Origin of the sequence: Amycolatopsis sp. NPDC048633, assembly GCF_040650695.1 — a bacterium.
Lineage (GTDB): Bacteria > Actinomycetota > Actinomycetes > Mycobacteriales > Pseudonocardiaceae > Amycolatopsis.
The window spans coordinates 120,577-145,132 of the sequence record NZ_JBEZHS010000006.1; the positions used below are offsets into that span (position 1 = coordinate 120,577).

At 71.0% G+C, this 24,556-nt stretch carries 25 protein-coding genes; 10 read left to right on the top strand and 15 right to left on the bottom strand.

What is annotated here, in order from left to right; all coding sequences use genetic code 11:
* From AB0C38_RS14830 to AB0C38_RS14850, 5 genes are all read right to left on the bottom strand, one after another.
* Complete coding sequence (locus AB0C38_RS14830) at nt 1–696, bottom strand: phosphoadenylyl-sulfate reductase (protein ID WP_360672258.1); 696 nt, start codon at nt 694–696, stop codon at nt 1–3.
* Nucleotides 693–848: an Insertion element protein gene (locus AB0C38_RS14835; RefSeq protein WP_360672261.1), complete on the bottom strand. Its 156-nt coding sequence runs from the start codon at nt 846–848 to the stop codon at nt 693–695. The genes AB0C38_RS14830 and AB0C38_RS14835 overlap by 4 nt, the downstream gene beginning before the upstream one ends.
* Nucleotides 845–2,533, bottom strand: coding sequence for a nitrite/sulfite reductase (locus tag AB0C38_RS14840; RefSeq protein ID WP_360672264.1), 1,689 nt, complete (start codon nt 2,531–2,533; stop codon nt 845–847). Before AB0C38_RS14840 ends, AB0C38_RS14835 begins: the two co-directional genes overlap by 4 nt.
* A gap of 98 nt (nt 2,534–2,631) precedes the next feature.
* A complete protein-coding gene (locus tag AB0C38_RS14845) occupies nt 2,632–2,766 on the bottom strand; it encodes a putative leader peptide (RefSeq protein ID WP_360672267.1) in 135 nt (44 codons plus the stop codon).
* 13 nt (nt 2,767–2,779) lie between these two features.
* Nucleotides 2,780–2,902: a hypothetical protein gene (locus AB0C38_RS14850; RefSeq protein WP_360672270.1), complete on the bottom strand. Its 123-nt coding sequence runs from the start codon at nt 2,900–2,902 to the stop codon at nt 2,780–2,782.
* Nucleotides 2,903–2,985: 83 nt separating this feature from the next.
* Between AB0C38_RS14850 and hemW the strand changes: the two genes are divergently transcribed.
* Both hemW and AB0C38_RS14860 read left to right on the top strand, forming a co-directional pair.
* Nucleotides 2,986–4,203, top strand: a complete 1,218-nt coding sequence (hemW, locus tag AB0C38_RS14855) for a radical SAM family heme chaperone HemW (RefSeq protein WP_360672274.1) — start codon at nt 2,986–2,988, stop codon at nt 4,201–4,203.
* Nucleotides 4,204–4,264: 61 nt separating this feature from the next.
* Entirely contained in the window at nt 4,265–5,185 is a 921-nt protein-coding gene (locus tag AB0C38_RS14860; protein WP_360672277.1) for an NADP-dependent oxidoreductase, read from the top strand.
* On the opposite strand, the gene AB0C38_RS14865 is transcribed toward AB0C38_RS14860, so the two are convergent.
* Nucleotides 5,182–5,886: a TetR/AcrR family transcriptional regulator gene (locus AB0C38_RS14865; RefSeq protein ID WP_360672280.1), complete on the bottom strand. Its 705-nt coding sequence runs from the start codon at nt 5,884–5,886 to the stop codon at nt 5,182–5,184. The genes AB0C38_RS14860 and AB0C38_RS14865 overlap by 4 nt on opposite strands.
* An 80-nt stretch (nt 5,887–5,966) precedes the next feature.
* On the opposite strand from AB0C38_RS14865, the gene AB0C38_RS14870 reads away from it, so the two are divergent.
* The 4 genes from AB0C38_RS14870 to AB0C38_RS14885 all read left to right on the top strand — a co-directional run bounded on the left by AB0C38_RS14870 (nt 5,967) and on the right by AB0C38_RS14885 (nt 8,932).
* Nucleotides 5,967–6,383 carry an SgcJ/EcaC family oxidoreductase gene (locus AB0C38_RS14870; RefSeq protein WP_360672283.1) on the top strand — a complete coding sequence of 139 codons (417 nt, stop codon included), beginning with the start codon at nt 5,967–5,969 and terminating at the stop codon, nt 6,381–6,383.
* Nucleotides 6,384–6,475: 92 nt separating this feature from the next.
* Nucleotides 6,476–6,751 (top strand): hypothetical protein, encoded by a 276-nt coding sequence (locus AB0C38_RS14875; RefSeq protein WP_360672286.1) that lies wholly within the window; start codon nt 6,476–6,478, stop codon nt 6,749–6,751.
* Nucleotides 6,752–6,780: 29 nt separating this feature from the next.
* Nucleotides 6,781–7,593 carry a siderophore-interacting protein gene (locus AB0C38_RS14880; protein ID WP_360672289.1) on the top strand — a complete coding sequence of 271 codons (813 nt, stop codon included), beginning with the start codon at nt 6,781–6,783 and terminating at the stop codon, nt 7,591–7,593.
* A 109-nt stretch (nt 7,594–7,702) separates the two neighbouring features.
* Complete coding sequence (locus tag AB0C38_RS14885) at nt 7,703–8,932, top strand: serine hydrolase domain-containing protein (RefSeq protein WP_360672291.1); 1,230 nt, start codon at nt 7,703–7,705, stop codon at nt 8,930–8,932.
* Here the strand turns inward: AB0C38_RS14885 and AB0C38_RS14890 are convergent.
* The 7 genes from AB0C38_RS14890 to AB0C38_RS14920 form a co-directional block, all read right to left on the bottom strand.
* Nucleotides 8,911–9,837, bottom strand: a complete 927-nt coding sequence (locus AB0C38_RS14890) for a restriction endonuclease (RefSeq protein ID WP_360672294.1) — start codon at nt 9,835–9,837, stop codon at nt 8,911–8,913. The two genes, AB0C38_RS14885 and AB0C38_RS14890, sit on opposite strands and share 22 nt — an antisense overlap.
* A 172-nt stretch (nt 9,838–10,009) precedes the next feature.
* Nucleotides 10,010–10,585 (bottom strand): GNAT family N-acetyltransferase, encoded by a 576-nt coding sequence (locus AB0C38_RS14895; protein WP_360672297.1) that lies wholly within the window; start codon nt 10,583–10,585, stop codon nt 10,010–10,012.
* A 125-nt stretch (nt 10,586–10,710) separates the two neighbouring features.
* Entirely contained in the window at nt 10,711–12,156 is a 1,446-nt protein-coding gene (locus AB0C38_RS14900) for an alpha/beta fold hydrolase (RefSeq protein ID WP_360672300.1), read from the bottom strand.
* A gap of 72 nt (nt 12,157–12,228) precedes the next feature.
* Nucleotides 12,229–13,227: a TIGR03842 family LLM class F420-dependent oxidoreductase gene (locus tag AB0C38_RS14905; RefSeq protein WP_360672303.1), complete on the bottom strand. Its 999-nt coding sequence runs from the start codon at nt 13,225–13,227 to the stop codon at nt 12,229–12,231.
* Nucleotides 13,228–13,237: 10 nt separating this feature from the next.
* Nucleotides 13,238–14,620 (bottom strand): dihydropyrimidinase, encoded by a 1,383-nt coding sequence (gene hydA, locus AB0C38_RS14910; protein WP_360672306.1) that lies wholly within the window; start codon nt 14,618–14,620, stop codon nt 13,238–13,240.
* A complete protein-coding gene (locus AB0C38_RS14915) occupies nt 14,620–15,402 on the bottom strand; it encodes a nitrilase-related carbon-nitrogen hydrolase (protein WP_285480918.1) in 783 nt (260 codons plus the stop codon). The genes hydA and AB0C38_RS14915 overlap by 1 nt, the downstream gene beginning before the upstream one ends.
* 10 nt (nt 15,403–15,412) lie before the next feature.
* Nucleotides 15,413–16,966: an NCS1 family nucleobase:cation symporter-1 gene (locus AB0C38_RS14920; protein ID WP_360672309.1), complete on the bottom strand. Its 1,554-nt coding sequence runs from the start codon at nt 16,964–16,966 to the stop codon at nt 15,413–15,415.
* 220 nt (nt 16,967–17,186) lie between these two features.
* On the opposite strand from AB0C38_RS14920, the gene AB0C38_RS14925 reads away from it, so the two are divergent.
* From AB0C38_RS14925 to AB0C38_RS14935, 3 genes are all read left to right on the top strand, one after another.
* On the top strand, nt 17,187–17,879 hold the full coding sequence (locus tag AB0C38_RS14925; RefSeq protein WP_360672312.1) for a response regulator transcription factor: 693 nt from the start codon (nt 17,187–17,189) through the stop codon (nt 17,877–17,879).
* On the top strand, nt 17,876–18,892 hold the full coding sequence (locus AB0C38_RS14930) for an ATP-binding protein (protein WP_360672315.1): 1,017 nt from the start codon (nt 17,876–17,878) through the stop codon (nt 18,890–18,892). Before AB0C38_RS14925 ends, AB0C38_RS14930 begins: the two co-directional genes overlap by 4 nt.
* 552 nt (nt 18,893–19,444) lie before the next feature.
* The gene (locus AB0C38_RS14935) at nt 19,445–20,794 is read left to right on the top strand and encodes a DUF4173 domain-containing protein (RefSeq protein WP_360672318.1); all 1,350 of its coding nucleotides are present in this window, start codon (nt 19,445–19,447) and stop codon (nt 20,792–20,794) included.
* Nucleotides 20,795–20,894: 100 nt separating this feature from the next.
* On the opposite strand, the gene AB0C38_RS14940 is transcribed toward AB0C38_RS14935, so the two are convergent.
* Both AB0C38_RS14940 and AB0C38_RS14945 read right to left on the bottom strand, forming a co-directional pair.
* Nucleotides 20,895–21,257, bottom strand: coding sequence for an SSI family serine proteinase inhibitor (locus AB0C38_RS14940; RefSeq protein ID WP_360672321.1), 363 nt, complete (start codon nt 21,255–21,257; stop codon nt 20,895–20,897).
* Between the two features lie 28 nt (nt 21,258–21,285).
* Nucleotides 21,286–22,920 (bottom strand): PucR family transcriptional regulator ligand-binding domain-containing protein, encoded by a 1,635-nt coding sequence (locus AB0C38_RS14945; protein WP_360672324.1) that lies wholly within the window; start codon nt 22,918–22,920, stop codon nt 21,286–21,288.
* A 132-nt stretch (nt 22,921–23,052) separates the two neighbouring features.
* Between AB0C38_RS14945 and AB0C38_RS14950 the strand changes: the two genes are divergently transcribed.
* A complete protein-coding gene (locus AB0C38_RS14950; RefSeq protein WP_360672328.1) occupies nt 23,053–24,549 on the top strand; it encodes a CoA-acylating methylmalonate-semialdehyde dehydrogenase in 1,497 nt (498 codons plus the stop codon).
* Nucleotides 24,550–24,556 lie beyond the last annotated feature (7 nt).

Here is a 24,556-nt window from a genome sequence, read left to right on the forward strand (position 1 = left end):
TCAGCCGTGCAGTCCGCACTCGGTCTTCGACTGGCCCGCCCACCGGCCGCTGCGCGGGTCCTGGCCCGCCTCGACGCGAGCGGTGCACGGCGCGCAGCCGATCGAGAGGTAGCCGATCGACACCAGCGGGTTCTCCAGGATCCCGTGCTCGCGGATGTAGCCGGTGAACTCGTCGTCGGTCCACGCCGCGATCGGGTTGACCTTCACCAGGCCGTTGCGGTCGTCCCAGGTGACGATCGGGGTGTTCGCGCGGGTCGGCGCGTCCACCCGGCGGACGCCGGTGACCCACGCCGAGTAGTTGCCGAGCGTCTTGCGCAGCGGCACGACCTTGCGCAGGTTGCAGCACAGCGTCGGGTCGCGGTCGTGCAGCTTCTCGCCGTACTCCGCGTCCTGCTCGGCGACGCTCTGTTCGGCCTGCGCGTTGACGATCTTGACGTTCGGGTAGACGGCCTGTACCGCGTCCCGGGTGCCGATCGTCTCCGGGAAGTGGTAGCCGGTCTCCAGGAAGAGGATGTCCACATCGGACTTCACCTTCGTGGCGAGGTCGACGAGCACGGCGTCCTGCATGTTGGACGCGACGACGAAGTCGTCGCCGAACGTCTCGACGGTCCAGCGGATCGCCTCGTCCGCGGTCGCGTCCGCGAGCTCTTTCGACGCTCGTTCGGCGAGGGTCTTGTAGTCGGCTGTGGCGGTCATCGGGACACCTCCGGGAGGGACAGTCCGAGGAACTTCACCGAGAAAACCCGGCGGCAGGCGGAACACAGCCAGCCGCCGTTCTCTTCCGGCCGCAGGTCCTCGTCGCCGCAGTACGGGCAGTGGTACGGCACCGCGCGTTCGGTGGCGGTCACTGGAGGGCGCTTTCCTCGGCCCGCGCGGCCCACTGCGCGAACCGTTCGCCGGGTTCGCGCCCGGCGACGTAGCTGCGCACGACGCGCTCGACGTACCCGGTCAGCTCCGAAGCGGTCACCTTGTGGCCGCGCAGCTTCCGGCCGAACCCGGCGTCGAGGCCGAGGCCGCCGCCGAGGTGCACCTGGAAGCCTTCGACCTGGTTGCCGTCGGCGTCGGTGACGATCTGGCCCTTGAGGCCGATGTCCGCGGTCTGGATCCGGGCGCAGGAGTTGGGGCAGCCGTTGAGGTGCACGGTCACCGGCGTGTCGAGGCCGTCCTGGATGTCCGCGAGGGACTTCTCCAGGTCCGTGACGAGCTGCTGCGCGCGGGCCTTCGTCTCGACGATGGCGAGCTTGCAGAACTCCAGCCCGGTGCACGCCATCACGTTGCGCCGCCACGGCGACGGCTTCGTCTCCAGGCCCAGCTCGGCCAGCTCCGCCTGGAGCGTCTCGACCTGCTCCTTCGGAACGTCGAGCACGACGAGCTTCTGCTGCGGGGTGAGCCGGACCCGGCCCGAGCCGGCCCGCTCGGCGGCCTTGGCCACGGCGACCAGTGTGCCGCCGGAGACGCGGCCGGCGATCGGCGCCGCGCCGAGGTAGAACTTGCCGTCGACCTGCGGGTGCACGCCGACGTGGTCGATCGGCACGGCCGGGTCGATCGGCGGCGGGCCGTCGATCAGCTCGCGCTTGAGGTATTCGTCCTGGAGCACCTGGCGGAACTTCTCGGCGCCCCAGTCCTTGACCAGGAACTTGATCCGGGCCCGCGAGCGCAGCCGGCGGTAGCCGTAGTCGCGGAAGATCGAGATGACGCCTTCCCAGACGTCCGGCACCTCGTCGCGCGGCACCCAGGCGCCGAGGCGCTGCCCGAGCATCGGGTTGGTGGACAGGCCGCCGCCGACCCAGAGGTCGAAGCCGGGCCCGTGCTCCGGGTGGTTCACGCCGACGAAGGCGATGTCGTGGATCTCGTGGGCGACGTCGGGCTGGCCCGAGATCGCGGTCTTGAACTTGCGCGGCAGGTTCGCGTACTCCGGCCGGCCGATGTAGCGGCGCTTGATCTCGTCGATGGCCGGCGTGCCGTCGATGATCTCGTCCGCCGCGATGCCCGCGACCGGCGAGCCGAGGATGACGCGCGGGCTGTCGCCGCAGGCCTCCATCGTCGTCATGCCGGCGTTCTCGAGCTGCGCCCAGATCTTCGGGACGTCTTCGATCCGGATCCAGTGGTACTGGATGTTCTGCCGGTCGGTGATGTCGGCGGTGTCGCGCGCGTACGCCTGCGAGATCTCGCCGAGCACGGTGAGCTGGCCGGTGCTCAGCACGCCGCCGTCGAGCCGGACGCGGAGCATGAAGTAGCGGTCGTCCAGCTCTTCGGGCTCCAGCGTCGCGGTGCGGCCGCCGTCGATCCCCGGCTTGCGCTGGGTGTAGAGGCCGAACCAGCGGAACCGCCCGCGCAGGTCACCCGGGTCGATCGCGTCGAACCCGCGGTGGGCGTAGATGTTTTCGATCCGCGCCCGCACGTTGAGCGGGTGGTCGTCCTTCTTCGACCGCTCGTTCGGGTTCAGCGGCTCCCGGTATCCGAGCGCCCACTGCCCTTCGCCGCGCTTCTGCTTGACGCGCGCGGGGCGGGCGGGGGTCTGGGGCGTGGCCATGGCGGCGTCCTCCGAGAGGCTTTCGTGGCAGCGGAGGACCACCGGCTCGCGGGTGTCCTCCGGCGCCGGCTGTCCAGAATTCGTGGTGGCGACGGCAGTCAGCGAACAGGTACGCAGAGGGCGCTGGCGACCCGCAGGAGGTCGACGTGGCGGCGGGCCACGAGGAGAACACCGGCATGAGTCACGGCGTCAGCGTGCCACGCGTCCACAATGTGGTCCAGCGGTGCCCGCATGGTGGGAGAAGGGTCACTCGCCTGGGAGAATGCGGTCGGCCGGCAGGCCCACGACCTGCGCGTCCGAGTGCCCGGCGAACGCCTCGGGCGATGTCAACCGCTCGACGGTCAGGCCGGTCAGGGCCGGATAGCGCAACCGGACCTGGTCGGCCTGCCGGTCACGGCCGAGCCGGACCGGGCGGCGGCGGACCTCCCGGCGTCGTAGGGGACAATTCGAGGGTGCCCGTACTGCGTTCCGACTCCGCCACCTCGATCGATCCGGCTTTGCCGGAGAGCGCGCTGAAGGGGCTCGGCAGCAGAACGTTCGGGGTCTACGTGCACGTCCCGTTCTGCGCGACGCGCTGCGGCTACTGCGACTTCAACACCTACACCGCGGGCGAGCTCGACTCCGGCTCGTCGCCGCAGTCCTGGCTCGAAGGGCTGCGGCGTGAGCTGGAGCTCGCCGCTCGCGTGCTGGTCGTGCCGCCCGCCGCCGACACCGTGTTCGTCGGCGGTGGCACGCCGTCGCTGCTCGGTGCGGACGGCCTCGGCTCGGTGCTCGACGCCGTCCGCGACGTCTTCGGGCTCGCCCCGGGCGCCGAGGTGACGACGGAGTCGAACCCGGAGTCGACCTCGCCGGAGTTCTTCGCCGGGATCCGCGAAGCGGGCTACACGCGCGTCTCGCTCGGCATGCAGTCGGCCGCGCAGCACGTGCTGAAGATCCTCGACCGCGTGCACACCCCGGGCCGGCCGGGCCAGGCCGCCGCCGAAGCGCGCGCGGCCGGGTTCGAGCACGTGAACCTCGACGTGATCTACGGCACGCCCGGCGAGCGCCCGGACGACCTGCTCGCGACGCTCGACGCCGTGCTCGCGGCTGGTGTCGACCACGTGTCGGCGTACGCGCTGATCGTCGAGGAGGGCACGGCGCTGGCCCGCCGGGTGCGCCGCGGCGAGCTGCCCGCGCCGGACGACGACGTGCTGGCCACGGACTACGAGATGATCGACGCGACGCTGTCGGCGGCGGGACTGCGCTGGTACGAGGTGTCGAACTGGGCGGCCTCCGACGCCGCCCGCTGCCGCCACAACCTCGGCTACTGGCGCGGCGACGACTGGTGGGGCGCCGGTCCGGGCGCGCACAGCCACGTCGGCGGCGTGCGCTGGTGGAACGTCAAGCACCCGGCGCGCTACACCGCGCTGCTGGCCGCCGGCGACTCGCCCGCGGGCGGGCGGGAGGTGCTCACCGACGACGACCAGCACCTCGAGCGGATCATGCTCGAACTGCGCGTCGCCGAAGGACTCCCGCTGGACGTGCTGGACGAACCGGGACTCGCGGAAGCCCGGGCGGCGGCGGCCGAGGGACTGCTCGATCCGTCCGCTTTGGACTCCCGGGGCCGCGCGGTGCTCACCGACCGAGGGCGGCTGCTGGCCGACGGCGTCGTCCGGCGCCTGGCGGGCTGACGGGATTAAACCTGGGGACCGCGTCGTTGCTTGTATCGAGCAACGACTTCGAGGAGGCCCCATGGCGCGCGCGATCAGGTTCGACGAGTACGGCGACGTGGACGTCCTCCGGGTCGAGGACGTCCCGCGGCCGGTGCCGGGACGGGGGCAGGTGCTCGTCGAGGTCCGCGCCGCCGGGATCAACCCGGGCGAGGCTGCCATCCGGCGCGGATTCCTGCACGAACGCTGGCCCGCGACGTTCCCGTCCGGGCAGGGCAGCGACTTCGCCGGGGTCGTCGCGGAACTCGGCGACGGCGTCGAGGAGATCGAGGTCGGCGACGAGGTCATCGGCTTCGTGCACACGCGGTCGAGCCACGCGGACTACGTCGTGGCGGAGGCTTCGGACCTCACTCCGCGACCCGACGGCGTTTCGTGGGAGGCCGCGGGCGCGCTGTTCGTCGCCGGTACCACCGCCTACGCCGCAACGGCCGCGGTCTGCCCGCGCGAGGGAGACACGGTCGTCGTCTCGGGCGCGGCCGGTGGCGTCGGATCACTGGCCGTCCAGCTCGCGAAGCTGGCCGGGGCCACGGTGATCGGCCTGGCCGGGGAAGCGAACCACGACTGGCTGCGCGAGCTCGACGTCATCCCGGTGGCCTACGGGGACGGCGTTCTCGAGCGCATCAAGGAAGCCGCGCCGGACGGCGTCCACGCGTTCGTCGACACCTTCGGCTCCGGCTACGTGGAACTGGCTCTGCACCTGGGGATCCACCCCGGGCGGATCGACACGATCATCGACTACGAGGCGGCCGGGAAGTACAACGTCAAGACCGAGGGCAACATGGCCGGGGCGTCGGCCGAGGTGCTGCGCGAGCTGAGCCTGCTGGTGGCCAAGGGGCTCCTGGAGGTGCCGATCGCGCGCGTCTACCCGCTGGACGAGGTGCGCGAGGCTTACCGCGAGCTGGAGCAGCGGCACACGCGCGGCAAGATCGTCCTGCGGCCCTAGTTCTTCGCCGCCACGACCTTCAGGCCGGCGAGGTAGACGTCGAGGGCGAACTCGAGGCGTTCGGTCGCGGTCTCGGCGGAGAAGAACTCGCCGATCTGCAGCATGTTCGGGAACGACTCCGGCGGCAGTGACCGCATGTACGCCACCATCTGCTCGCCGCGTTTCGCCGTCTCGGCTTCGTCGATGTCGCCCCAGGTCCAGCCACTCGCCTCGTAGGCGTACGCCTTGGCGTACAGCGCCAGGGCGTCCCCGGCGAACGTCGCCTGCTTGAGCGTCAGGCCGCCCGCTCGCAACAGGGCGAGCATCGCCTCGCCCTGGCGCAGCGAGCTCGGCGTGACCGGCACGGCGATGTCCCACGCCACCCGGGCGATGCCGGGGTGGGCGACCATCACCCGGATCTGGCCGCGGACGAGCTCCTTCACCTGCTCGTCCCAGCGCGCCGGGTCCGGGTCGGGGATCGGCGCTTCGGCGAGCACGGCGTCGAGCATCAGCTCCGCCAGCTCGTCCTTGTTGGCCACGTGCGCGTAGAGCGACGCCGGTCCCGTTTCCAGCTCCTGGGCGACCCGCCGCATGGTCACCGCGTCGAGGCTCTCCTTCGCCAGCACCTCGAGCGCAGTCTTCACGACGAGGTCCTGGGAGAGCGCGGGCTTCGCGGCGCGGCGGCGCGGGGCGCTGCGCCACGGCGGGGGAGGAACGGTCACACGAACACTGTACTTGACGCGAACGTCGTTCGTATGTAGAACGGTGTTCGTCAAACGAACAACGTTCGTAAGGGGATCTCATGACCACCACCACCGCCGAAACCGACGTCCGTGCCGTGCTCGGCCGCCTGACCGAGGCCTGGAACTCCGCCGATGCCGCCGCGTACGGGCGGCTCTTCACCGAGGACGCGGACTACGTGACGTTCTTCGGGCTCAACTTCCCTGGTCGCGAGGCGATCGAGAGCTCGCACCGCGCCCTGTTCGAGGGGCCGCTCAAGGGCTCGAAGCTGACCGGGCAGCTCGGCGCGTCGGCGAAGGTGCGGTTCGTTCGCCCAGACGTCGCGGTGGCGGTCGTCGGCGGCGGTTCGTCGGTCACCGGCGCCGACACCGCCGACGAGGGCCGCGAGTCGACCGTCAGCTTCGTGCTCGTCCGGGAGGACGGCGAGTGGCTGATCACGGCGTTCCAGAACACCCGCGTCTCGGATCCGCGCGGATGAAAACGCTTGCGGAGGCGTCGGGAGTCGTCGCGCGGCCACCGGCGGAGGTGTTCGAAGAGGTGCGGCGCCGGGTGACCGGGGGTGGCCATCCGATGCGGACCGAGGTCGACGCCGAACGCGGCTTCCTCGCGGTGCAGGGTGGCTGGTGGTACCGCGGCGAGTACCGTGTCACGGCCGATCCGGGCGGCGCGCGCGTCGAGCATCGCGTGGTCAACGCCGCTTCCTGGGGACGCTGGGGTGTCCCGCTGGCCAACCGGTTCTTCCTCGGGTTCGGTGCGCGGACCTCTGTCGCTTTTGCCCGGATGATCGAAGAACTGGGGCGGCCGGATGGCCGTGGGCCGGAATCTGCGCGTACGGTGCTTAGGTAAGCCTTAGTAGCTGAGCGAGGAGTTGGCCGATGGCCGAAGCACCCCGGCGGTCCGGACGGCCCGCGGTGAAACTGCGCGTGCTGCGCACCGAGCGGCTGACCCCGCACATGATCCGGATCGTCGCGGGCGGCGAGGGCATCGCCGACTTCACGCCGAACGCGTTCACCGACGCGTACGTGAAGGTGCTGTTCAAGGTGCCGGGCGTCGAGTACCCGGAGCCGTTCGACGTCCAGGAGTGCCGGGCTACGCTGCCGCGGGAGCACTGGCCGCGGATGCGTTCGTACACCGTCCGGGCGTTCGACCCGCAGGCCGGCGAGCTCGTCTTCGACTTCGTCCACCACGGTGACGAGGGCATCGCCGGCCCGTGGGCGGCCACGGTGCAGCCGGGGGACGAACTGCTGCTGTCCGGCCCCGGGGGCGCGTACGCGCCGGGCACCGAGGCGGACTGGCACCTGCTGGCCGGGGACGAAAGCGCGTTGCCGGCCATCGCGGCGTCGCTCGAAGCGCTCCCCGCCGGCGTCCCGGCGCGGGCCGTGATCCTGGTCGAGAACGCCGCCGAAGAGCAGCCGCTGGTCACGAAGGCCGACGCGCAGATCACGTGGCTGCACCGCGCGTCCGGCGGCGACGTCGCCGCGGCGGTGCGGGAGCTGCCGTGGCGCGAGGGCGTCGTCCAGGCGTTCGTGCACGGCGAGGCGGGGTTCGTCCGCGAGCTGCGGCGGTACCTGCTCGACGAGCGCGGGGTGCGGCGCGAGCTGCTGTCGATCTCGGGGTACTGGCGCGCCGGGAAGAACGACGAAGCCTGGCGTGAAGAGAAAGCGGCCGAACGGGCCCGTGAGAGGTAGCAATCCGGCCAAAAGCAGGCCGACCCCGCACGGTTGGTAACCGTTGCCGCGAAGTCTTTCGGCCGTGGCTGTGGCCGGATTGATGCCAACGGCACAGTAACCTCGCGGGATGGCGAACCTCAAGGTGGACGTCGAGCCGGCCGAAGCCGGGTTCGATGCGGCCCGGCTTTCCCGGCTGGACAACCATTTCGACCGTTATGTCGAAGATGGACGGTTACCGGGCTGGCTCGCGGTGGTGAGCAGGCACGGCCGGATCGTGCACGTCGGCAGCGGCGGGCACAGCGACGTCGAAGCGGGCACACCGGTGGAGACCGACACGCTGTGGCGGATCTTCTCGATGACGAAGCCGATCACGTCGGTCGCGGCGATGATGCTCGTCGAAGACGGCCTGCTGGAGCTGGACGACCCGATCTCGCGGTGGCTGCCGGAGTTCGCTTCGCCGCGGGTGTTCGTCAAGGGGTCGGCGCTTCGTCCGCTGACCGAGCCGGCGCGCTCCCCGATCCGGGTGTGGCACCTGCTGACGCACACGGCGGGCCTGACGTACGGCTTCCACCACGGCCACCCGGTGGACGCGATCTACCGTGCGGCGGGGTTCGAGTGGGGCACGCCGCCGGGTCTGGACCTGGCCGCGTGTTCGGAGCAGTGGGCGTCGTTGCCGCTGCTGTTCCAGCCGGGCGCGGAGTGGAACTACTCGATCGCGACGGACGTCCTGGGGCGGCTCGTCGAGGTGGTTTCCGGGCTTTCGCTGGACGAGTTCTTCTCGTCGCGGATCTTCACGCCGCTGGGCATGACGGACACGGGGTTCGTGGCGTCTTCGGTTTCCCGGTTGGCTGCTTTGTACGTGCCGGACCCCGCTTCGGGCCGGGCGGTGCGGAACGAGGCGTTCGGCGCGCTCGGGAAGTCCCGCCCGGACTGCCTTTCCGGCGGCGGCGGGCTGGTGTCATCGGCGTCGGACTATTGGCGTTTCACGGAGCTGCTCCTGCGCGGCGGAGCTCTGGACGACGTCCGGTTGCTGTCCCCGCGGACGGTGTCGCTGATGGTGAGCAACCACCTGCCGGGTCACGTGGACCTGGAGGAGTACGGCCGCCCGCTGTTCGCCGAGATGCCGTTCGACGGGCACGGGTTCGGGCTGGGGTTCTCGGTGCTGGAGGACCCGGTGAAGGCGCGGACTCTGTCGTCTGCGGGGGAGTTCGCGTGGGGTGGGGCGGCTTCCACGGCGTTCTGGGTGGATCCGGACGAGGACTTGACGGTGGGGTTCTACACGCAACTGTTGCCGTCGAGCACTTACCGGCTGCGGTCCCAGCTGAGGCAGCTGGTCTACCAGGCACTGGTGGACTGAGCTTCCTCGGCGGCGATCGGTGGCGCGGTCAGGTACCGCGCCACCGTCCGCCGCAGGTGGTCGGCGTGGGCGTAGATCTCCTCGACGTTCGCGATCGAGATGCGCGTCTCGACCTTGTTCTCGTCGAAGACCCCGAGGTACTTCTTCGAGCGGTTGAACCACAGCCGCGCGATGGGCTTGCGGTTGTTGTCGTCGAGCAGCACGCCGAAGTAGGTCTTGGTGTCCCGCGGGACGACCCGCGCCGCCGCCACTTCGCCGCAGACGATCGCCCGGACGACCCGGTAGCCTTCGATCTCCTCTTCGGTGGTGACGAGCTCACCGTTGCCGTCTTCGCGAGCCGGGCTTTCGGCGACCGCGGGGTCGGCCTGCGGCGTGACGCTCACGTAGGAGTCCGGTGCCCCGAGCGCGTTCTTCAACCGGTCGTTGACCTGCTCGTTCAGGAACTGGCGGGTCGCCTTGGCCACCAGTGGACCGAACTGCTCACGGATTCGCTGGGTGAACGGTCCTTCGTACACCCGCGTGGTCAGGAACTTCACCCACTCGTCCTCGGGCTCCTTGAACTGCGCCGCGAGGATGCGCTTCAGCTGGCCGATGTACTTGAGCTCGCCCGCGGCGCTGATGACCGAGTCGAGGTCGAAGGACTCCTTGGTGAGCTTGGCCAGTTCGGGCAGCAGGGTCTCGTCGATGTCGGCGAAGTCCAGCACGAGGAACGGCTTGGCGTCCATCCGGTTCGGCGCGTCGAGGTCGGTGTAGAACTCGTAAACCTGACCGTTCGTCAGGACGGCGATCCGGGCGTTCGTGACGGCGAAGTAGCGGAAGAGCTGGGAAGCGTGCTCGATCCGCCTCCACCTGCCCGTTGTGCACGATCGCCTAGTCGATCTTCTCGCGCCGCTTCGAATCCACATCAGCGGTGAACTCCGGGATCACCTTGGCCGGGTGACCAAGTCGTACCTGCGGGACAGTGCTGATGAACGGCATCACCAAGGCGTTCTTGGTCGCCTATTCGGTCTCGAGGCCGTTCTCCATGCCGGTGCCGTTCTGTGCGGGAACGACGTGCCCGCCGTGGATCGGTGTCTGTTACGGACTTCGCTGGAAAAAGGAAAAACTCGCTCTCGCAACCGGAACACGCGGTGCCTGGGGGTGGTCGCGGATGCGGATCTCCGCCTCGGCGACCCCCTCCGCGATCACCTTACGGCCGCGTGCGTAGTCCAGCAGCTCGGCTACCGGACGGTTGTCCGCCGAGTACACCGCCGTGAACCGGTCGAACCCGCGCTCCAGCGCCGCCAGTCCCAGCATGTGCAGCAGGGCCGAGGCCAGCCCCACCTGGCGCCACGCCGGGGCCACCACTATCGCCACCTCCGCCGTCCGCCTGCCCGTTGCCTCGTAGCGGGCGATCGCCACTCCCGGGCCCTCCGCGCAGCGGGCCACCAGGGCGAACCGGCGCTCGTAGTCCAGCACCGTCAGGTGTTCCAGCAAGCGGGGCGTCACCGGGGGCGCCGACCCGCAGAACCGGCGGCGCAGCGTCTCCGGGTCCGCGGTGCGGATGGCTTCGCCCAGCTCCGGCGCGTCCCGCGGGGTGAGCGGGCGGACCCACACCCGGCGGCCGTCGCGGAGGAGGAGCGTGCGGTCGAATCCCGGCGGCGGCAGCGTCACCGGCCCACCCTAGCGGCCGCCCGATCCGGCAGGGAGAAGTTCACGAAAAACGAGTACGTTGGCAGCAAAGGGTTTCCAGGGGAACCCAGCCGGCCACGAAGGCCGGCTGGGCGACCTCGAAGACTTCAGCCGAAGGGGCCCCGGTCCGGGGCGCAGACCGCACCGCGAGCGGGCACCGAACCGGCGACGAAGTAGCGGTCGAGCGAGGCGTCCACGCACGCGCTCTTGCCGCGCGAACCGTGGCCGTACGTGTCGAGACTCAGCAGGTGAGCGTTGGCCAGCAGGTTCTCGGTCCGCTGCGCGCCGGCGTACGGCGTTTCCAGGTCACCCTGGCGGTTGGCGAGGAGCAGGATCGGCGCCGTCGGCCGGTTCCACGGGCCGGCGTAGCGGCCGGTGTCCGCGACGTCCCACGTGGCGCACGGCAGCGTCTTGTAGACGTCGTACGGGCCGAATCCGCGGCCGACCTGGTCCGCGCGCCGGGCGTAGTCCCACCAGACGGCCGGATCGCGCGGGTTCGCCGCGTCCGAACACAGCGTCGCGCCGCCGCCCAGCAGGGAGTCGACGTCCGGCGGGCCGCCCGCCGAGACCGGAGCGCGCGACGCCGGGTCCGCCAGCGCCTGGAGGAACGCCGCCAGCCGCGGCGCCGCCTGGGCGTCGGTCAGGTAGTTGTGGATCGTGGCGATCGCGCTCTGGTAGGTGACGACGACCTGCTTCCCGGCCGTGTCCGTCACGGTGATCGGGCCGGCTTCCAGCCGGTCCAGGATCGCGTCGTAGTCGAAGGTGCAGCGTGCGGCGCAAGCGTCCAAAAAGGACTTGAGGGCGCGCGGACCGTCTTCGTAGCCGCGCAGGCGGTAGCTCATCGGGCCGGTGCCGCTCGCCCAGCGCGCCGGGTCGTCGACGGCGTCGAGCGCCACCGAACCCACCCGGCCGGGGAACAGGTTGGCGTAGGTCTCGCCGAGGTAGCTGCCGTATGACTTCCCGTAGTACCGCAGCTTCGCCTCGCCGAACGCCGCCCGCAGGCGGTCGAGGTCGCGGGCGACCGTCCCGGTCGAGAGGTGGTCGGCCAGAGGGCCGGCGTTCTGTTCGCAGAGGTCGGTGACGGTCTTCGTGTCCGCGAGCTGCTGCTGTTCGGCTTCGCGGGTCAGCGGGAACGTGCCGAGTGCCCGTTGGAGCACCTCGACCTGCGAAGGATCGGTGAAGCAGTGGATCTTCGAGCTCGCGCCGACGCCGCGCGGGTCGAACCCGACGATGTCGAAGCGCCGGTGCAGCTCCGGCGTCAACGCGGGGGCGAACCGGCCGGACGCGCCGGGGCCGCCGGGGTTGTAGAAGATCGTGCCCAGCTTGTGGGCCTGGTCGGTGGCGGGCAACCGGCCGACGGCGATGGACACGGTGCCGGCGGAAGGGTCCTGGTAGGACAGGGGGACGTCGAGGTGGCCGCACTGGTACCCGGCGGCGCACGCCGATTCCCAGACGATTCCGGCGGGGCTCGCCGACGCCGCGGGCGCGAGAGCGCCCACCGCGAGCGTGGCGGCCCCCAGAGCCAGCGCAGCACGGAGTTTCCGAGTTGTCATGGCCCTGATCGTCTCGCCGCCGGGACCGGGGGCGCGCTGGTGCGCACCCCCGGAACCGGGGTAGGGCGAGCCCTACGCGGTCAGCTTCGGGATGATCTGCGAACCGTAGGACGCCAGGGTCGCTTCGCGGTCGTCGTGCATCAGGTACAGCGAGAACTGGTCGACGCCCAGCTCGGCCAGCTCCTGCAACCGCTCCACGTGCGCCGACGCCGGGCCCAGCAGGCAGAACCGGTCGACGATCTCGTCCGGGACGAACTCCGTCGAGGGGTTGCCCGCCTTGCCGTGGTGGCTGTAGTCGTACCCCTCGCGCTCGCGGATGTAGTCGGTCAGCTCCGTCGGCACCGCACTGGAAGATCCGTAGCGCGCCACCAGGTCCGCGACGTGGTTGCCGACCATCCCGCCGAACCAGCGCAGCTGTTCCCGCTGGTGCGGCAGGTCTTCGCCGACGTACGCCGGGGCCGCGACGCAGATCGTGATGCCGCCCGGGTCACGGCCGGCCGCCCTCGCCGCGTCGCGCACCGCGCCGATCGTCCAGCGCGCGATCGCCGGGTCCGCGCACTGGAGGATGAAGCCGTCGGCGTGCTCGCCGACCGTCTTCAGCGCCTTCGGCCCGTACCCGGCCATCCACATCTCGAGCCGGCCGTTGCGGATCCACGGGATCTGCACGGTCGTCTCGTTCATCGTCACCGCGCGGCCTTCGGCGAGGTCCTTCACCACGCGCATGCAGTCGCGGACGGTGGCCAAGGTGGACGGTGGCTTCCCGACCACCCGGTGGGCAGAGTCGCCGCGCCCGATGCCGCAGACCGTCCGGTTGCCGTACATGTCGTTGAGCGTGGCGAACGTCGACGCCATCACCGACCAGTCCCGCGTCCCGGGGCTGGTCACCATCGGCCCCACGACCATCGACGACGTCGCCGCGAGGATCGCCGAGTAGATGACGAACGGCTCCTGCCACAGCACGCAGGAGTCGAACGTCCAGCCGTAGCGGAACCCGGCGTCCTCGGCGTCCTTCATCAGCCGCACGACGTCCCGCGCGGGCGGGTCCGTCTGCAGCACGATCCCGAAGTCCATCGGCCGCTCCTCAGTTCAGGTACTGGTTCAGCGAGCGGGACAGGAACTTGCCGTGCGACGTCGACCCGGTGAACCCGTCCGGCGACACCACGACACGCCCACGAGACAGCACCGTGTGCACACGACCGGTCAGCTCGAACCCTTCGTACGCCGAGTAGTCCACGTTCATGTGGTGCGTCTCGGCCGACAGGGTCTGCTTCGCCGTGGGGTCGTAGAGCACGATGTCCGCGTCCGAACCCGCCGCGATGACGCCCTTGCGCGGGTACAGCCCGAACATCCGCGCCGGCGTCGCCGAGCACGTCTCGACCCAGCGCCCGAGCGTCAGCTGACCCGCGACGACGCCCTGGTGCAGGAGGTCCATCCGGTGCTCGACACCCGGCATGCCGTTCGGGATCGCGCGGAAGTCGCCGCGGCCCAGCTCCTTCTGGTCCTTGAAGCAGAACGGGCAGTGGTCGGTGGACACCACGGACAGGTCGTTCGTCCGCAACCCGCGCCACAGGTCCGCCTGGTGCGACTTCTCCCGCAGCGGCGGCGAAGCGACGTACTTCGCGCCCTCGAAGTCCGGCTTCGCCAAGTCCTCAATGGACAGGTAGAGGTACTGCGGGCAGGTCTCGGCGAAGACGTTCTGGCCGTCGTTGCGCGCCTCCGCCACGGCCGCAAGCGCTTGCGACGCCGACAGGTGCACGATGTACAGCGGCGAACCGGTGACCTTCGCGAGCTGGATCGCCCGCGACGTCGCTTCTCCTTCCAGCTCCGGTGGCCGGGTGAGGCCGTGTTGGACGGGGTCGATGTTCCCCGCTTCGAACGCCTGCGCCGCCAGCTGGTCGATCGCGATGCCGTTCTCCGCGTGCATCATGATCGTAGCGCCGATTTCGCGCGCTTTCTGCATCGCCAGCAGGATTTCCCCGTCCGTGGAGTAGAACACCCCCGGATAGGCCATGAACATCTTGAAGCTGCCGACCCCGGCGTCGACGCAGGCTTCCATCTCCTTCAGCGACTGGTCGTTGACGTCGGAGACGATCATGTGGAAGCCGTAGTCGATCGCGCAGTTGCCGTCGGCCTTGCCGTGCCACTTGTCCAAAGTGGACAACAGGGACGTGCCCTTGGCCTGCACGGCGAAGTCGATGATCGTCGTCGTGCCGCCCCAGGCCGCTGCCGTGGTACCGGTGGAGAACGTGTCGACGGAGTGCGTGCCGCCGAACGGCATCTCCATGTGCGTGTGCGCGTCGATGCCGCCGGGCAGCACGTACTTGCCGGTGGCGTCGATCGTCTCGTCGCCGGTCAGCGTGCCGGGCGTCCCGACGGCGGCGATGGTCTCGCCGTCGACGAGGACGTCCGCCAGGAGCGCGCCGGACGGCGAAACGACCTGCCCGCCCTTGATGAGCGTGGTCATCAGGCCTCCGTGAGGGGGCCGTAGGTGTCCGGCCGGCGGTCGCGGTAGAAGGCCCACAGGTCCCGGACCTCGTCGAGCAGCGTCATGTCCAGGTCACGGATGACGACCTCGTCGTCGGTGTCGGACGCGGCGTCGCCGATCAGCTGCCCGCGCGGGTCGGCGAAGTACGTCTGGCCGTAGAAGTCGTTGTCGCCCAGCGGTTCCACGCCGACGCGGTTGATCGCGCCGACGAAGTACTCGTTCGCCACGGCGGCCGCCGGCTGCTCCAGCTTCCACAGGTACTGCGACAGGCCGCGGCTGGTCGCCGACGGGTTGAACACGATCTTCGCCCCGGCGAGGCCCAGCGCGCGCCAGCCCTCCGGGAAGTGCCGCTCGTAGCAGATGTAGACGCCGATGCGGCCCACGGCGGTGTCGAACACCGGGTAGCCCAGGTTCCCGGGCCGGAAGTAGAACTTCTCCCAGAAGCCCTTGACCTGCGGGATGTGGTTCTTGCGGTGCTTGCCGAGGTACGTGCCGTCGGCGTCGATCACCGCGGCGGTGTTGTAGTAGACGCCGGGCTGCTCGACCTCGTACATCGGCACGATCAGCACCACGCCATGGCGCTCGGCCACCTCCTGCATGAGCTTGGTCGTCGGCCCGTCCGGGATGCCCTCGGTGTAGGAGTAGAACTCGGTGTCCTGCACCTGGCAGAAGTAGGGGCCGTAGAACAGTTCCTGCAGGCAGACGACCTGGGCGCCCTGCGAGGCGGCGGAGGCGATGTGGTCGACCGCCGCCTTGATCATGGACTCCTTGTCACCCGTCCACCCTTGCTGGATCAATGCGGCTCGGACCACGCTCACTGGCTTCCTCCTTGTTCGATGATGCGGACAGGGCGGCGAAGACGACGAACGCGCCGACGAAGCCGACCACCCAGTTGTAGTCGTAAAGCGGCTTGAGGAACGGGATGAGCCCGCCGTCGGGGAACGGCCCGCCATAGGCGCCGCCGACCGAGAGAACGGCTCCCACCAGCGTCGCGACCAGCGCGCGCCAGTTCCAGCCGCCGGTGAACCAATACACCCCATCGGGTGTGTAGAGGTCCTTCAGCTTGAGCTTCGTGCGGGCGATCACCCAGTACCCGGCCACCAGCACACCGGCGACCGCGCCGAGCAGGCCGCCGTAGAAGCCGAGCCAGGCGAAGATGTAGATGTTCGGGTCGGAGTAGAGGCGCCACGGCTGGATCAGGATGCCGATGACGCCGGTGATCCCGCCGCCGACCGCGAAGGTGATCTTCTTCGGGAAGGCGTTGGAGAAGTCGTAGGACGGGCTGACGACGTTGGCCGCGAGGTTCGCGGAGATCGTCGCGAGCACCAGCGCGACCAGCGCGACGACGACCACGACCGGGCTGGTGAACTTGTCGGCCAGCTGCGCCGGGTCCCAGATGTCCTCGCCGTAGAGCACGTGCCCGCCCGACGTGGTCAGGATGGCCACGATCGCGATGAACGTCATCGTGGTGGGCAGGCCGAGGATCTGGCCGCGGACCTGCTTGCGCTGGCTGCCGCCGAAGCGCGTGAAGTCCGGCATGTTGAGCGAGAGCGTCGACCAGAACGCGATCATCGCCATCAGCGACGGCGCGAACACCTTCCAGAAGTCCGGGCCCCAGCCGAGCTTGCCGCCGTCGGCCAGGATCGGGCCGAGCCCGCCCGCCTTGACCAGCACGTACCCGAGCATGATCAGGAAGCCGACCGACACGAGCGGCGCCGTCCAGTTCTCGAACCGGCGGACGGCGTCCATGCCGCGCCAGATGATCAGCATCTGGCCGATCCAGAAGACCACGAACGACAGCCAGAGCGTCCAGTGCTGCCCGGCGATCTCCGGCGCGTCCCGCCACCACGAGCCGAGCAGGCGCCCGAGGATGACGTAGATGGCTTCGCCGCCGACCCAGGTCTGGATGCCGAACCAGCCGCACGCGATGAACGCGCGCAGCAGCGCGGCCAGGTTGGCGCCGCGCAGACCGTAGAACGCGCGGGCGAACACCGGGAACGGGATGCCGTACTTCGTGCCGGCGTGGCTGTTGAGCAGCATCGGCGCCAGCACGACCAGGTTGCCGATCGTGATGGTGATCAGCGCCTGCACCCAGTTCATGCCGAGCGCGATCAGCGACGCGGCCAATGCGTAGCTGGGGATGTTGTGCGCCATCCCCATCCAGAGCGCGAAGTAGTTGTAGGTGGTCCAGGTCCGTTTCTCGACGGGGACGGGAGCCAGTTCGTCGTTGAAGAACCGGCTGCCTTCGAGGGACCCGACGGCACCGGGTGCGAGCTCGACCCGGCCGTCCTCGTGCACGCGCTGGTCTGCGGGTGTCGGCGCCATTGCGGAATCCTGCGCGCCGGGTCGTGACCGGGGCAACGGCAGACTGTTCACTGTTCCCTGATCAGGAGTGCAGACTGTCGATTGCGCGAACGGCCGTCAGGGTGCATGACGTGCGTCACACATCTCGTCGTCACGAACCGGCAAAGCGGGGGAAACGTCTCCACAGGATCTCCACACTTCGCGCGGACCCTCTCCACCGCCGATCCCTAAGGTCGTTTTCATGGAACCAGGAGTGCGGCGGGTGCTCGTCGTCGAGGACGACGTCACCATCGCCGCGTCGATCGCCGCTCGCCTGCGGGCCGAGGGGTTCAGCGTGGACGTCGCCCACGACGGGCCGGCCGCGGTCGAAGCGGACACCGCGTCGGAGCCGGATCTCGTGGTGCTGGACGTCATGCTCCCGGGGTTCGACGGCCTGGAGGTCTGCCGCCGGATCCAGGGGCGGCGGCCGGTGCCGGTGCTCATGCTGACCGCGCGCGCCGACGAGATGGACATGCTGGTCGGGCTGGGGGTCGGCGCCGACGACTACCTCACGAAGCCGTTCTCGATGCGGGTGCTGACAGCGCGGGTGCACGCGCTGCTGCGGCGGGTCGAGCGCTCGTCTTCGGTCCTGGGCACCCGGATCGTGCTCGGCGACCTCGAGATCGACGTCGACCAGCGGCGCGTCGCCCGGGCCGGTGTCGCGGCGCAGCTGACGCCGATCGAGTTCGACCTGTTGGTGCACTTCGCGCGGCGGCCGCGGGCGGTGCAACCGCGGGAACGGCTGCTGTCGGAGGTGTGGGACTGGGACGTCCACGGCACGTCCGCGGGCACCCGGGCCGTCGACAGCCACATCAAGGCGCTGCGGCGCAAGCTCGGCGCCGATCTCATCCGGACGGTGCACGGCGTCGGCTATGCGCTGGAGGCGGGATCGTGAAGGCTCTGCTGGTCCGGGTGGTCGAGCTGCTGCCGCGGCCGCTGGACGGGATCCGGTCGATCAAGCTGAAGCTGGCGATCCTGATGGTCGCCTCCGGCGGGGTCGCGTTCGCGTTCTTCAACTGGCAGATCGGCTGGCTGCCGCCCCGGACGACGATCACGGCGATGGTGCTGGCGCTGCTGCTGTCGCAGGTGCTGGCGCACGGGATGACCCGGCCGCTGCGCGAGATGACGGGCGCGGTGCGGGCGATGGCGAAGGGCGACTACACGCGCCGCGTCCGTGCCACCACGCGGGACGAAGTGGGCGAGCTGGCGCAGGCGTTCAACCTGATGGCCGGCGACCTCGGCGACGCGGACAAGCAGCGGCGCGAGCTGATCGCGAACGTGTCCCACGAGCTGCGCACGCCGATCACGGCGTTGAGCGGGGTGCTGGAGAACCTGGTCGACGGCGTCGAGGACCCGGACCCGGCGACGCTGAAGACGGCGCTGCAGCAGACCGAGCGGCTGGCGACGCTGGTGGACGAGCTGCTGGACCTGTCGCGGCTCGACGCGGGGGCGATCCCGCTGCACAAGACGTCGTTCTCGGTGTCTTCGCTGCTGTCCGAGGCGGTCTCCGAGGCGGCGCTGGTGCGCGGGGTGACGTTCTCGGTGTCGGTTTCGCCTGAGGACGCGGTGGTGCTGGCGGACCGCGGGCGGTTGTTCCAGGTGGTGGCGAACCTGCTGGAGAACGCGGTCCGCCACGGCCCGGCGGGCGGTTCGGTGCAGGTGCTGGCCGAGGCGCGGCCGGGCGAGCTGCGCATCGACGTGTGCGACGAGGGGCCGGGGATCGCGCCGGCGGACCGGGTGCGGGTGTTCGAGCGGTTCACGCGGGGGGAGCGGCCGTCCGGCGGGGGGACGGGGCTGGGCCTGGCGATCGCGCGGTGGGTGGTGGAGCTGCACGGCGGGACGATCGGGGTGGTGGAGCCCTCGGCGGGGGCCGGGAGCCGGATCCGGGTGACGCTGCCGACGGGCTGAGCTACCGGCGGCTGGTTCGGCTTCGGCTTCGGCTGGGTGGCTGGGCCGACCTTCGGAAGCGGCGAAACGAGCGGTGCGCGCAGGGACATTTGCGAATGCGAACGAGAGTTGAGGACGATGCCGAAGAGCAGGATCGATGAGCCCGGAGACCCGGGCGCGGACAAGCGGGTGCCGCGGGGCAAGCGGTCGGCGGGAGGCGGTTCGGGGGCTGCGGGTGAGGCTCGGGCCGGCGGGTTCGCCGCAGCGTCCTCGGCCCGAGCCGCTCTGGAGGCGGCGAGCGGTGGTGCCTACGCCGGCGGGCGTGGACGGGTCGGCTCGGCCGAGCCCGCCGGAGCCGCGGGCCCGGCGGGTGGACGGGCGGGTGCCGGCGGGGCAGCCGGAGCTGCGGGGCCGGCGGGCGAACGGGCGGGTGCCAGGGGAACAGCCGGTGAAGTCCGGGCCGGTGGGGTCGCCGTGGCCGCTCCTCCTGTTCTCCTGCAGCCGATTCCGCCGCCCAGGTCGGCCGTCGTCCCGCTTCCTCCTGCCGTCTTGCCCGCCGCCGGGTTGGCCGGGTTGGCCTCCGCTCTCGTGCTGCCCGTCGACCGGCCCGGGATCGGGTGGCTGCTGGCCGGGCTGGCCGTCACCTTCGCCGTCTTCCTCGCGGATCGGCGGTCGCGGGCCGGCGCCGGTCCCTTCACCTGGGGCAACGCCGGGTGGGCCTTCCTCGCCCTCGCCCTGCTCGGAATGGGTGCCGTGCGGGCGTCCGGGTGGCTGTTCGTCCTCTGCGTGCTCGGGGCCGTCGTCTGCGGCTCGCTGGCCGTCGTGGGGAAGCGGACCGTCAACTCCTTCCTCTACGACATCCTCGCCGTCCCGCTGGAGGCCCTTCGCGCCGTTCCGTGGGCCGGCCGAGGGGTGGGACAGTTCGCCGCCCGCCGCGACGGCGTCGCCCGGCGGATCGGCCTCGCCGTGCTGGCCACCGCCGCGCTCGTCGCCGTCTTCGTGCCGCTGCTCGCCAGCGCCGATGCCGCCTTCGCCGCCGTCGTCAACGCCGTCATCCCCGATCTCAGCGTCGACGTCCTCGTGCGCTGGTGCTGCGTGTTCGCCGTCTTCGCACTGCTCGTCGCCGGGGCCTGCTACTTCCTCGCCGCCCCACCGCATCGCGCGGGCGCACAACGTCCACATCGGACAAAATATGGTCTGGAGTGGACGGTCCCGCTCACCGTCCTGGTCCTGCTGTTCAGCGTGTTCGTCGGCGTCCGGCTGGTCGTGCTGTTCGGCGGCACCGGGTACGTCCTGCGCACCAGCGGCCTGACGGCCGCCGAGTACGCCCGCGGCGGCTTCTGGCAGCTGTGCGCCGTCACCGTGCTGACGCTGGCCATCGTCGCCGCGGCGCTGCGCTGGGCCCCGGATGTCACGAAGGCCGACCGGCTCCGCCAGCGCGTCCTGCTGGGCGCGTTGAGCGCGCTGAGCCTGGTACTCGTCGGGTCGGCGTTGAGTCGCATGTGGACGTACCAGGAGGCCTACGGCTTCACCGTCCTGCGGCTGCTGGTCGAGGTCTGCGAACTGTGGTTCGGCGCCGTGTTCGTGCTGGTACTGGCGTCGCTGGTCAAGCTCCGCTCGACGTGGCTGCCCCGCGCGGCGATCGGCACCGCCGCCGCGGCGCTGCTGGTGCTCGCCGTCCTCGACCCGGAACGCCTCATCGCCGGCGCCAACCTCGACCGCGCGGCCGTCGGCAAACCCCTGGACCACCGGTATCTGGCGGGATTCTCCACCGACGTCGTCCCGGTGGTGTCGGCCCGGCTGCCCGAGCCCCTGCGCACGTGCGTGCTGCGCGAGGTCCTGGCCGGCGACACCCCCGACGGCTGGCCCGCCTGGAACCTCAGCCGCTCGAGCGCCCGCGACGTGACTCTCGGCAACTGTTGAACCGCCGGCGCGGGCGGTGCGTAGTTAAAAGCGTTGCGCGGAAGCCACCGGGCCGTCGTGGGGGCGGCCCGGCGGCTTCCGCGCGCAAAGCGTCGGAGCGTCAGAACGCGAAGACGTCGTCCGAGTCGCGGTCCGCCGCACACCGGTTCGGGTAGGACGTCCGGAACGACACCGGCTTTCCCTGCCAGGTACCGATGACCGTCACGTCCACCGGGGCGTAGATCAGCGTGCACGCCTGGTGCCGCGCGGTGATCCGCGAAAAGTCGCCGCCGACGCTCGACAGCACCGCGCACGCCTTGTCGCGCTGGGGGTGGGTGCCGCCCGTCGGGTCGCACGTCAGGACCGCCGAGCCGATGCGGTTGGCCGTGTCGTGGCTGGTCAGCTGCAACGTCGACGCCGGCGGCTGCGCCGGGGCGAGACAGCTCAAGCTCAGCAAGCAGGCTGCGAGGGGGAGTAGGGCCATATCGGTTCCATCGGCAGCCGGAGGTCGATCACTGTGCTCCTCGTCCGGGTGAGTCTTCTTCGCTCGACCGAGTGAGGTCCAATGCCAGCAAGGCCACGTAGAGCGAGAGCATCGACTCCGGGTCCTCCAGCCGGACGCCGAGGACCTGCTCGATCCGGGCGAGCTGCTGGTAGTACGCCGTCCGGGAGGTGTGCGCCGCCGCGGCCGCCGCCGACTTGTTGCCGCCCTGCTCGCAGTAGTGCCGCAACGCCTGGACGAGCCGGCTGCCGGAAGCCGCGTCGCGCTGCAGCAGCGGCCCGAGCTCGCGCACGGCGAACGCCGTCACCCGCTCGTCGCCGGACAGCAGGTGCAGCAGGCCGCGCAGGCGGACGTCCGACAGCCGGTGCAGCACGCGCTCGCGGCCCGCCCCCAAAGCGGCCGCCGCCACCTGGCCGGCCTCCAGGAGCGTCCGGCCCGCTTCGGCGGGTGAGGACACCGTCGTGCCGACCGCGAGCACGCCGGGCGCGCTGCCCCGGGCCTCGTGGACGTCGGTGGCAAGCCGGTGCAGCACGGTGTCGGCGTTCGCCTCCGGGGACAGCGCGATCAGCGCGCGCACGCCGAGGTCGTCCGTCGCCACCAGCGCCGACACCTTCGCGCGGCGCGCCGCCAGGACCGTCGCCTCGGCCAGCTCGCGCAGCACCGGCGGGGTCGACAACGCAGGCCGGCTGCCGGTCAGCTTCGGCCGGACCGCCAGCCCGACCAGCTGCCGCCCGGTGAGCGGCACGGCCAGCGCCGACGCGCGCGCGAGCAGCTCCGCCGTCGGCGCCGGCGACGCGAGCAGCTCGTGCAGCACGGCTCGATGGGCCTGCCGCTCCAGGCCGTCGGAGTCCTTGGCGACCAGCCGGTGCACGGCCAGCGCCGACGCGGCCCGCTCGGCGACCACCCGGTGGCGGTGCGGCGGCTGGTCGGCGCAGACGAGCACGAGCCGGGCCCAGTCGTGCCCGCGCGCGCCGACGACGGTGACCAGCCAGCCCGACCCCGGGTGGTAGCCGGTCCGCTCGCCGAGCTGGACGACGCGCGAGCGGGCCGGCCAGCCGGTGAGCAGCTCGGCCGGATCCACCCCGGCCGCGTCGTAGGCGAGGACCTCGTGGGACAGCGTCTCCAGTACCACCGGCTGCTCGGTCAGCCGGGCGACCTCGCCCAGGACGACGCCGGGTTCGGCGCCCGCGACCGTCAGCGCGGTGAACGTCTCGTGGACGCGCTCGGCGGCGCGCAGCTCGGCGACCTGGGCGTCGACGATCTGGCCGTTCACCGCCTCGGTGACGCTCACGTACCGGGTCTCGCGCGAGAGCGTCACCAGCGGCAGGCCGTGCTTCTCGGCCGCCTCGACCAGCGCGGCGGGCAGCTTGTCGTTCCAGTGCCGGACCAGCTCGATCACCAGGCCGGCGGCGCCGACGCCGGCCAGGTCGGCGACGTAGCGGGCCAGCGAGGGGCCGTCGTCGGGCAGCGCGACCCCGGTCGTCAGCACCAGCTCGCCACCGCGCAGCAGGTGCGCGATGTCGGCGACCTCGGCGACGTGCGCCCAGCGCACCGGGGCGTCGAGCCCGGCCATGCCGGCGACGACGTGCGGACGGCCCTGGCGCAGCACCGGCAGCGCGAGCACCTCGGCGACGGTCGGGTACATGGCTCCTCGGGTCTGATGGGCAGGGACAGACTGTACGGCCGGGACGGTGACTCCGTACACGTTGTCGATGGCGTTGGCGTGGCGCCCGCCCGGAGACTCGGGGAGACGTACCCGACCGAAGGAGCGCCCGCCGTGACCGACCGCATCAGCCATTGGATCGACGGCAAGCCGTTCACCGGGACCGCCGCGCGTTCGGGCGAGGTGTTCGACCCCGCCACCGGGCAGGTCGCCGCGCACGTCGACTTCGCCGGCGAGGCCGAGGTGGAAGCCGCCGTCGCCGCGGCCAAGGCCGCGCTGCCGGGCTGGCGCGGGACGTCGCTGGCCGGCCGGACGCGGGTGCTGTTCGCCTTCCGCGAGCTCCTGGCCGCGCGCAAGCACGAGCTGGCGAAGATCGTCACGAGCGAGCACGGCAAGGTCGAGTCCGACGCGGCGGGCGAGGTCGCCCGCGCGATCGAGAACGTCGAGTACGCGTGCGGCGCCGCGCAGCTGCTCAAGGGCGGCTTCAGCGAGAACGCGTCCACCGGCGTCGACGTCTACTCGATTGCGCAGCCGCTCGGCGTGGTCGGCGTGATCTCGCCGTTCAACTTCCCGGCGATGGTGCCGCTCTGGTTCGTCCCGAACGCCCTGGCCTGCGGCAACACCGTCGTGCTCAAGCCGAGCGAGAAGGACCCGTCGGCCGCGGTGTTCATCGCGGAGCTGTTCGCCGAGGCCGGGCTGCCCGCGGGTGCGCTGAACGTGCTGCACGGCGACAAGGCGGCGGTGGACGGGCTGCTGGAGCACGCCGACGTCAAGGCGATCTCGTTCGTCGGGTCGACGCCGATCGCGCGCTACGTCTACGAAACCGGCACCCGGCACGGCAAGCGCGTCCAGGCTCTCGGCGGGGCGAAGAACCACATGGTCGTGCTGCCGGACGCGGACCTCGACCTGGCCGCGGACGCCGCCGTGTCGGCCGGCTTCGGCTCGGCGGGCGAGCGCTGCATGGCGGTGTCGGTGGTCGTCGCGGTCGACCCGATCGGCGACGAGCTGGTGCGCAAGATCACCGAGCGGATGACCGTGCTGCGCGTCGGCGACGGGCGCGACCCGTCGTCCGAAATGGGACCGCTGGTGACGGCGGCCCACCACGCGCGGGTGGAGTCCTATGTGGACGCCGGGGTCGACGCGGGTGCGTCCCTGGTCGTGGACGGGCGCGGGCTCGAGGTGACCGGTTCCGCGGACGGCTTCTGGCTCGGCCCGACGCTGTTCGACCACGTCCGCCCGGAGATGTCGATCTACACGGACGAGATCTTCGGCCCGGTGCTGTCGGTGGCGCGCACGGCTTCCTACGACGACGCGCTGGACCTGATCAACGCGAACCCGTACGGCAACGGCGTGGCGATCTTCACCGGCGACGGCTCGTCGGCGCGGCGGTTCCAGAACGAGGTCGAGGTCGGGATGGTCGGGGTGAACGTTCCGATCCCGGTCCCGGTGGGCTACTACTCGTTCGGCGGCTGGAAGGACTCGTTGTTCGGCGACACTCACGCTTACGGGCCGGAGGGGTTCCACTTCTTCACGCGGACGAAGGTCGTCACGTCGCGGTGGCCGGACCGGTCGCACGCCGGGGTGAACCTGGGCTTCCCGCGCAACTCCTGACGCCGGG

Excerpts from the sequence above, each read along its gene's own strand:
- AB0C38_RS14925 (WP_360672312.1), top strand. The coding sequence starts at position 17,187 with ATGGAACCAGGAGTGCGGCGGGTGCTCGTCGTCGAGGACGACGTCACC.
- AB0C38_RS14905 (WP_360672303.1), bottom strand. The coding sequence starts at position 13,227 with ATGGACTTCGGGATCGTGCTGCAGACGGACCCGCCCGCGCGGGACGTC.
- AB0C38_RS14940 (WP_360672321.1), bottom strand. The coding sequence starts at position 21,257 with ATGGCCCTACTCCCCCTCGCAGCCTGCTTGCTGAGCTTGAGCTGTCTC.
- AB0C38_RS14860 (WP_360672277.1), top strand. The coding sequence starts at position 4,265 with ATGGCGCGCGCGATCAGGTTCGACGAGTACGGCGACGTGGACGTCCTC.
- AB0C38_RS14830 (WP_360672258.1), bottom strand. The coding sequence starts at position 696 with ATGACCGCCACAGCCGACTACAAGACCCTCGCCGAACGAGCGTCGAAA.
- AB0C38_RS14875 (WP_360672286.1), top strand. The coding sequence starts at position 6,476 with ATGCGGACCGAGGTCGACGCCGAACGCGGCTTCCTCGCGGTGCAGGGT.
- AB0C38_RS14870 (WP_360672283.1), top strand. The coding sequence starts at position 5,967 with ATGACCACCACCACCGCCGAAACCGACGTCCGTGCCGTGCTCGGCCGC.
- AB0C38_RS14885 (WP_360672291.1), top strand. The coding sequence starts at position 7,703 with ATGGCGAACCTCAAGGTGGACGTCGAGCCGGCCGAAGCCGGGTTCGAT.
- AB0C38_RS14880 (WP_360672289.1), top strand. The coding sequence starts at position 6,781 with ATGGCCGAAGCACCCCGGCGGTCCGGACGGCCCGCGGTGAAACTGCGC.
- hydA (WP_360672306.1), bottom strand. The coding sequence starts at position 14,620 with ATGACCACGCTCATCAAGGGCGGGCAGGTCGTTTCGCCGTCCGGCGCG.
- AB0C38_RS14890 (WP_360672294.1), bottom strand. The coding sequence starts at position 9,837 with ATGTGGATTCGAAGCGGCGCGAGAAGATCGACTAGGCGATCGTGCACA.
- AB0C38_RS14945 (WP_360672324.1), bottom strand. The coding sequence starts at position 22,920 with ATGTACCCGACCGTCGCCGAGGTGCTCGCGCTGCCGGTGCTGCGCCAG.
- AB0C38_RS14840 (WP_360672264.1), bottom strand. The coding sequence starts at position 2,533 with ATGGCCACGCCCCAGACCCCCGCCCGCCCCGCGCGCGTCAAGCAGAAG.
- AB0C38_RS14845 (WP_360672267.1), bottom strand. The coding sequence starts at position 2,766 with ATGCGGGCACCGCTGGACCACATTGTGGACGCGTGGCACGCTGACGCC.
- AB0C38_RS14900 (WP_360672300.1), bottom strand. The coding sequence starts at position 12,156 with ATGACAACTCGGAAACTCCGTGCTGCGCTGGCTCTGGGGGCCGCCACG.
- AB0C38_RS14915 (WP_285480918.1), bottom strand. The coding sequence starts at position 15,402 with ATGATCAAGGCGGCGGTCGACCACATCGCCTCCGCCGCCTCGCAGGGC.
- AB0C38_RS14920 (WP_360672309.1), bottom strand. The coding sequence starts at position 16,966 with ATGGCGCCGACACCCGCAGACCAGCGCGTGCACGAGGACGGCCGGGTC.